The sequence below is a fragment of the Acinetobacter pittii genome (assembly GCF_022449185.1).
Lineage (GTDB): Bacteria > Pseudomonadota > Gammaproteobacteria > Pseudomonadales > Moraxellaceae > Acinetobacter > Acinetobacter pittii_I.
On the sequence record NZ_JAKUKO010000006.1, the window covers coordinates 258804 to 265684 of the forward strand.

Consider the following 6881-nt stretch of genomic DNA (forward strand, 5'->3'; position numbering starts at 1 on the left):
GCTCATATGATGTAACCTACATAGAGGATAATAGATAAAGTTAAGATATTCTTCATCGCTATTAGCGTTAATAAGTGTTACTTCACGTTAATAGGGTAAAAGCCTGTGAATAGCTATCAATACATTAGTAATTCTAAAAAATGAATATTATTGAATCTAATAAATAAAAAAAGCCCCGAAGGGCTTTTAGTTTTCAAAAAGGATTAAAATTTAAATAAACCTAAACCATCTTTAACTTCGTCTAAAGTCTGTTGAGTAATAAGACGGCACTTATCTGTACCTTGACGTAAAACATCCATAATATAATCAGGATCTTTAGCAAGTTCTTCGCGACGTTCACGAATAGGTGTAATTAACTCTTTTAAGACACCTTCAAGACGTTTTTTAACCGTACCGTCACCAAGACCACCGCGACGATAGTGAGCTTTTAATTCTTCAACTTCTTCTTTATTTGGATCAAATGCATCTAAATAAGTAAATACGATATTGCCTTCAACTTGACCTGGATCTTCAATACGAAGGTGATTTGGATCGGTGTACATCGCATTAACAGCTTTTTTAATGTCTTTATCAGAAGCATTTAAAACGATGGTATTGCCTAATGATTTAGACATTTTCGCTTTACCATCAAAACCAGGTAGACGTGCCATATTAGAAAGCAAAGCTTTACATTCAGGCAAAAGATCTTGACCGATTTGGCGATTTACTCGACGTACGATTTCATTCGTTTGTTCAATCATTGGAATCTGATCTTCACCCACTGGAACCACAGTTGCTTTGAAAGCAGTAATGTCAGCCGCTTGTGCAACAGGGTAGCAGAGGAAACCAGCTGGAATGTCACGCTCGAAACCACGCATTTGAATTTCAGATTTAATGGTCGGGTTACGTTCTAAACGCGCAACTGTCACAAAATTAAGATAGAGCATTGTGAGTTCATTGAGTGCTGGCAAGCAAGACTGAACACAAATGGTAGTTTTTGTTGGATCAATGCCTACAGCTAAATAATCTAGAGCAACTTCTAGAATATTACGACGAACTTTATCTGGATTATCTGCATTATCTGTTAATGCTTGTGCATCTGCTAATAAGAGATGTTGATGATGGCTATCCTGTAAACCTACACGAGAACGCAAAGAACCGACAAAATGCCCAAGGTGAAGTTGTCCGGTTGGGCGGTCGCCTGTCAAAATAATTGGACGCTGATCAACATTACTCATTATTTATTCCACTATCGTATTGGCTTAATCAGGGGTAGTAAGCCCTGTAATATAAAATATTGGCATTATTGTACGGGAAATAAATTTTTTTCGTCAGCGATTGGGGAAACTTTTCTTAAAATAATATTGTGAATTTATTCAGTAAAATTACAGAAATTCAAAAAAATCATCTTACAATAGCCTTAATAAATACAAACTTGGATAAGAAATGGCAAGTGGCTTACTTTTATTACTAGATGATATAGCAACAATTTTAGATGATGTTGCTTTAATGAGCAAAATGGCTGCCAAGAAAACTGCCGGAGTTTTAGGTGACGATTTGGCCTTAAATGCTCAGCAAGTAACAGGTGTGCGCGCAGATCGTGAACTACCTATTGTTTGGAAGGTGGCTAAAGGCTCATTTGTTAATAAGCTTATTTTAGTTCCTTTAGCATTGTTAATTAGTGTAATTGCACCTTGGCTTATTAATCCACTATTAATGCTCGGGGGCTTATTTTTATGTTATGAGGGAGTTGAGAAAGTTCTTCATACCATTATGCACAAAAAAGCTTCTACATCAGAGGAAGCAAAAGCAGAGCTTGAAAATGAAGAATTAGACTTGGCAACTTTTGAAAAAGAAAAAATAAAAGGAGCAGTAAGAACTGATTTTATTTTATCGGCTGAGATCGTGGTGATTACGCTCGGTACAGTTGCTACGGCTACTTTAATGACCAAAGTAAGCGTTTTAAGTGTTATTGCAGTTGTGATGACGATTGGCGTTTATGGCCTAGTTGGTATGATTGTTAAGATTGATGATTTGGGATTATATTTAACAGAACAGTCGACTTCATTTAAACAAACTATAGGTCGAGGCCTATTAGCTTTTGCTCCTATTTTAATGAAATTACTTTCAATCGTGGGCACTATTGCAATGTTTTTAGTGGGTGGTGGGATTATTAATCATACGATTCCATTACTTCATCACTTAACTGAAGACACAGTGGATCATGTAGAAACAATACCAGCAGTGGGTAATATTATTGGTGCTTTAACACCAACATTGATTAACTTTGGAATAGGACTTGTTGCAGGTGCAATTGTTCTATTAATTGTGAGCTTAATACAAAAAATGTGGCCTAAAAAAGCATCGGGTTCATGATGCCATTCTAAAAAGAAGAGGGAAATTATGCGCTGGAAAGGTCGACGAATTAGTAGCAATGTTGAGGACCGTCGAGGTGGTGGCGGTGTTAGAGCTGGCGGTATCAGTATTATTGGTTTGGTTGTTGCATTTGTTGCGTGGAAGTTCTTTGGTGTTGATCCACAACAGGCTTATCAAGCAACGCAGCAAGTTACTGCTTCACAACAATCAAATGCAACTGCGCCAGAAAGTTTAACGGCCGAGCAAAAAGAAGCCTCGGATTTTGTTGGAACGGTTTTGGCTGATACGGAAGATACTTGGACTCCTATATTTAAACAGTTAGGTAAAAGTTATACGCCACCTAAATTAGTTTTGTTTAGTGGAATAGCTCAATCAGGGTGTGGTACTGCCCAATCTGCGATGGGGCCATTTTATTGTCCTGCAGACCAAAAGGTTTATATCGATACAGAATTCTTTAAAGATATGCGTCAACAAATGGGAATTTCTGGTGAGCAGAACCAAACTGAACTTTCTAGAGAAGATCAGGCTGGCGATTTTGCACAAGCTTATGTGGTTGCACATGAAGTAGGGCACCATGTTCAAACCTTGCTGGGTATTTCGTCACAAGTACAGCAAGCCCGTGCACAAGTCAGCCAAAGAGAAGGTAACCAATTATCTGTTCGTCAAGAATTACAAGCTGACTGTTTAGCGGGTATTTGGGCGAGTCATAATCAACAGCGAACTCAATTTTTAGAGCAAGGTGACATTGAAGAAGCAATGGATGCTGCTCAAAAAATTGGTGATGATTATTTACAGAAGCGCTCTACTGGTCAGGTTGTTCCAGATAGCTTTACTCATGGTAGTAGCGAACAGCGAATGCACTGGTTCCAAGTGGGTTTAAAAACTGGTGATATTAATCAATGCGATACTTTTAATAATCCAGTTTAAAATTTTATAGGATGAGTCTTGTTAAAGATAATTTAATAAGCTCATTTTTTTTCAGATCATAACTATAAATAATGTTAAGAAATTTAACAGATTGATAGATTGTTTAATCAATTCGGTAAACTTGTGTCCTAATTTCTGTTTTTTATGATTATGGCATAGTCATGTCAGCTTTTTATTAAGTTTGGTCGATCTAGCAAAGTTGTTTATTTGGTCGTTGACCCAGAAGAAGGGTATTCATGGGTAATTTTTTTCTATTACAAGCGTTTACAGTGGTGTTTGCACTATCAATTGCAACCACGATCTTTAATAAGCGTATTTTAGGCTTTCCGCAGGCGATTGGTGTTCCTCTGGTCTCAGCAATTTTTGTCTTTATTCTACAGTGGGGGGCCAGCCTACTAAACGGTAACCAGTTTATTACCATTAACATTCATAATATTGAAGAAGCTGTACGTCATATCGATTTTTATGATTTTTTAATTAATGGTGTTATTTGTTTTATTCTAACTTCTTCTGCACTCAAATTTAAAATTTCAGATCTAAAAAGTTATTGGAAGCAAATTAGTATTTTGGCAACAATTGCCTTAGTACTTTGCGCCGTATTATTTGGCAGTTTACTTTACGGATTCCAATTACTGGTTGGATATCATGTACCAATTCTGGTGCTGTTACTTTTAGGTGCAGCTTTAGGGGCAACAGACCCAATTGGTATTAAAGGTGTACTTAGTTCAATTCGAGCACCACATCATTTAATTGTTAAGCTAGAAGGTGAATCATTATTTAATGATGCAATGTGTATTGCATTGTTTATGACTTTACTTAATGTTTTACAGGGTGAACATTTTTCATTAGTAGCGACATTAGAAGCTCTACTTTATGAAATTGTTGTCGCTGTCGGAATTGGTTGGGCATTTGGGGTAGGGGTGTTACGTCTATTACGTGGTAAACACGAAATGGAGTCCCTGATTTTAACAACAGCTTTACTTGCAAGTGGAGCATATTTGGTTGCTTTGTTTGCACATGCATCAGCACCGATTGCTTGTGTAATTGGCGGTTTAATTGTTGGAAACAAATGGAAAGAAATACGAGAAGAGCGAGAGATTCAAGAAGTTAATCATTTTTGGCATACAGTAGAAGGAATCATTAACTCATTCTTATTTACTTTAATTGGCTTAGAGTTATTTATTCTTGATCTAAACTTTAGCCTGATTTTAGGCGGTATTGTTGCGTTCTTTATCCTACATATCTCTCGTTTTGCAGCTAACTTCATGGCTTTCGCTTTTTTTCCCACAATGCGTAGAACTAAAAGCTACAACGGTAGTTTGACTATTTTATCTTGGGGTGGGGTACGAGGAGGAATTTCACTTGCATTGATTTTGGCAGTAGCCAATATCCCTGCCTTAAGTCCCTATAGTAGTATCCTGATTGGATATACATTTATTAGTGTATTGTTATCAGGTATTGTGTGCGGCCTAGGCTTACCAGCTGTGATGAATGCTTTTTATTACAATCCCAATGAAGAAACTGAAGGCTTAAAAGGCTTCTACCAAAGGTTGTGCCATAAGATGAACCGAAGAGGTTTTCAGTATATTGTGGGAGAGGATGCACTGGGTAGAGAAACAATCACCGTTTATAATCCAGATATTCTTGTAGACCAAAAAACTGAGGATGGAATTGCGACAATGCATGACCCGAATAAGTTACAAGAAGTAAAAAGATTTGAGAGTCCAGATAATTTCTAAATATAAACAGTTTTAAATTTTATAAGATATTTAAAAATGAGGTTTTAGTGTAATAGTAAAATATTACCTAAAGCCTTTTTTTCTATATATATTATTAAGAATATATTTAATTTTATTAAGATATTAATAATTGTTATATGAATATTTTAATTAAATGATTTTTCAAAAAATGGTAAATAATAAATATTAAATTTGTTTTATATATAAAACCTTTAACGTGATTTTTCATTAAATTAACATAAGAAAAACTTAAATAAGACTTATATATAATTTCTATTAATTAAAATTTTTTCTTTAAGGACTTTAGTATTTGTTTTTTTTATTTTAAAGTGTTTAATGTAAAAATGATCACATTACTTAATGTTTTTAAGTTGTAGGTCAAAAACTTAGAAAGATTAAGTAAAAAGAATTATACATAAAATCATTTAAATCAATAATATAAAAGGAATATAGATATGCCTGAAATACAAATTATTGCCAAGGATAGTCACGACACCTTGTCAACCATCAAGGGAACCTCCGCATCGCTTACAGAAGCGTCGGTGGTATTGGTAAAAGTGGCTGCCAGTGATGTATTGGTAGTGAATAGGGAGGGTACCAATGCAGTCATTCGCCTGAAAAATGGCGAGACTATTGTTATTGAAGGCTTCTTTAGTGGAACAGCTGAGCCTAAAGATAACAGTCTTGTTTTTCAAGATGAAAATGGACAGTTGATTTGGGCAAAATTTAAAGATGCTGAAAATGATGCGGACGCCGATGCTGATGCGGACGCTGACGCAGACAGTGATGTTGAACCACAAGCTCTGGTAGCTGAGGATTTACCTGCTGCTTTACCGGCAGAAGCACCACAAGAGTTGGTATCTGACGTTATTTACCAGCCTATTTCTTCAATTGAACCATTACTTTATCACGATGCAGGTGTAAACCCATGGTTGTGGGCAGCTATTCCTTTAGTTGCGGGCGGTATTATCGCTGCCGCATCAAATAGTGATAATAATGATGACTCAACACCTGCTGACACCACTCCACCAAATACAGATGGAGTCACTTTCTCTGTTGACCCTGTTACTTCAGATAACGTAATTAATGCATCAGAAGCAGCAGGTAATGTCACGATTACTGGTGTTCTGAAAAATATTCCAGCAGATGCGGCCAATACGGCCGTTACAGTTGTTATTAATGGGGTAACTTATAATGCAACTGTAGACAAAACAGCGGGTACATGGACGGTAAGTGTACCGGGTAGTGGTTTAACAGCTGATGCAGATAAAATCATTGATGCGACTGTAACGTTTACAGATGCGGCAGGTAATAGCAGTACTGTTAAAGATACACAAACTTATACAATTGATACGACTGCACCGAATGCACCAGTGATTGACCCGGTTAACGGGACAGACCCGATCACAGGTACAGCAGAACCTGGTTCAACAGTGACTGTGACTTATCCGGATGGTAGTACAGCAAGTGTTGTAGCAGGACCGGATGGTACTTGGACTGTGCCAAACCCAGGCTTAAATGATGGTGATACGGTAACAGCAGTAACAGAAGATCCTGCTGGCAATACCTCAGGTCCAGCAACAGCTGTGGTTGATGCAGTTGCACCGACAGTAGCGCTTAACGATGTATTGACCAATGACAGTACACCAGCACTCACTGGTACAGTGAACGATCCAAGTGCGACTGTGGTTGTCAATGTGGATGGTGTTGACTATCCGGCAGTGAACAATGGTGACGGCACCTGGACGCTTGCAGACAATACACTTTCTGCGTTAACTGATGGTCCACATACCATTACCGTGACTGCAACAGATGCAGCAGGTAACGTAGGTACAGATACAGGTGTTGTGACAGTTGATA

The 6881-nt window shown here is 37.3% G+C and carries 5 protein-coding genes; 4 read left to right on the forward strand and 1 reads right to left on the reverse strand.

Annotated elements, in window-relative coordinates; translation table 11 throughout:
- Positions 1 to 203: 203 nt before the first annotated feature.
- The gene (gene trpS, locus MKX14_RS14670) at positions 204 to 1217 is read right to left on the reverse strand and encodes a tryptophan--tRNA ligase (RefSeq protein ID WP_002116097.1); all 1014 of its coding nucleotides are present in this window, start codon (positions 1215 to 1217) and stop codon (positions 204 to 206) included.
- A 208-nt stretch (positions 1218 to 1425) separates the two neighbouring features.
- On the opposite strand from trpS, the gene MKX14_RS14675 reads away from it, so the two are divergent.
- The 4 genes from MKX14_RS14675 to MKX14_RS14690 form a co-directional block, all read left to right on the forward strand.
- On the forward strand, positions 1426 to 2355 hold the full coding sequence (locus MKX14_RS14675) for a DUF808 domain-containing protein (RefSeq protein WP_014207473.1): 930 nt from the start codon (positions 1426 to 1428) through the stop codon (positions 2353 to 2355).
- A 27-nt stretch (positions 2356 to 2382) separates the two neighbouring features.
- The gene (gene ypfJ, locus MKX14_RS14680) at positions 2383 to 3282 is read left to right on the forward strand and encodes a KPN_02809 family neutral zinc metallopeptidase (protein ID WP_005064570.1); all 900 of its coding nucleotides are present in this window, start codon (positions 2383 to 2385) and stop codon (positions 3280 to 3282) included.
- Between the two features lie 236 nt (positions 3283 to 3518).
- A complete protein-coding gene (locus MKX14_RS14685) occupies positions 3519 to 5021 on the forward strand; it encodes a cation:proton antiporter (protein WP_002116022.1) in 1503 nt (500 codons plus the stop codon).
- 455 nt (positions 5022 to 5476) lie between these two features.
- Positions 5477 to 6881: BapA/Bap/LapF family prefix-like domain-containing protein (locus tag MKX14_RS14690; RefSeq protein WP_240282795.1), on the forward strand; the 1405-nt coding region annotated here is incomplete at its 3' end.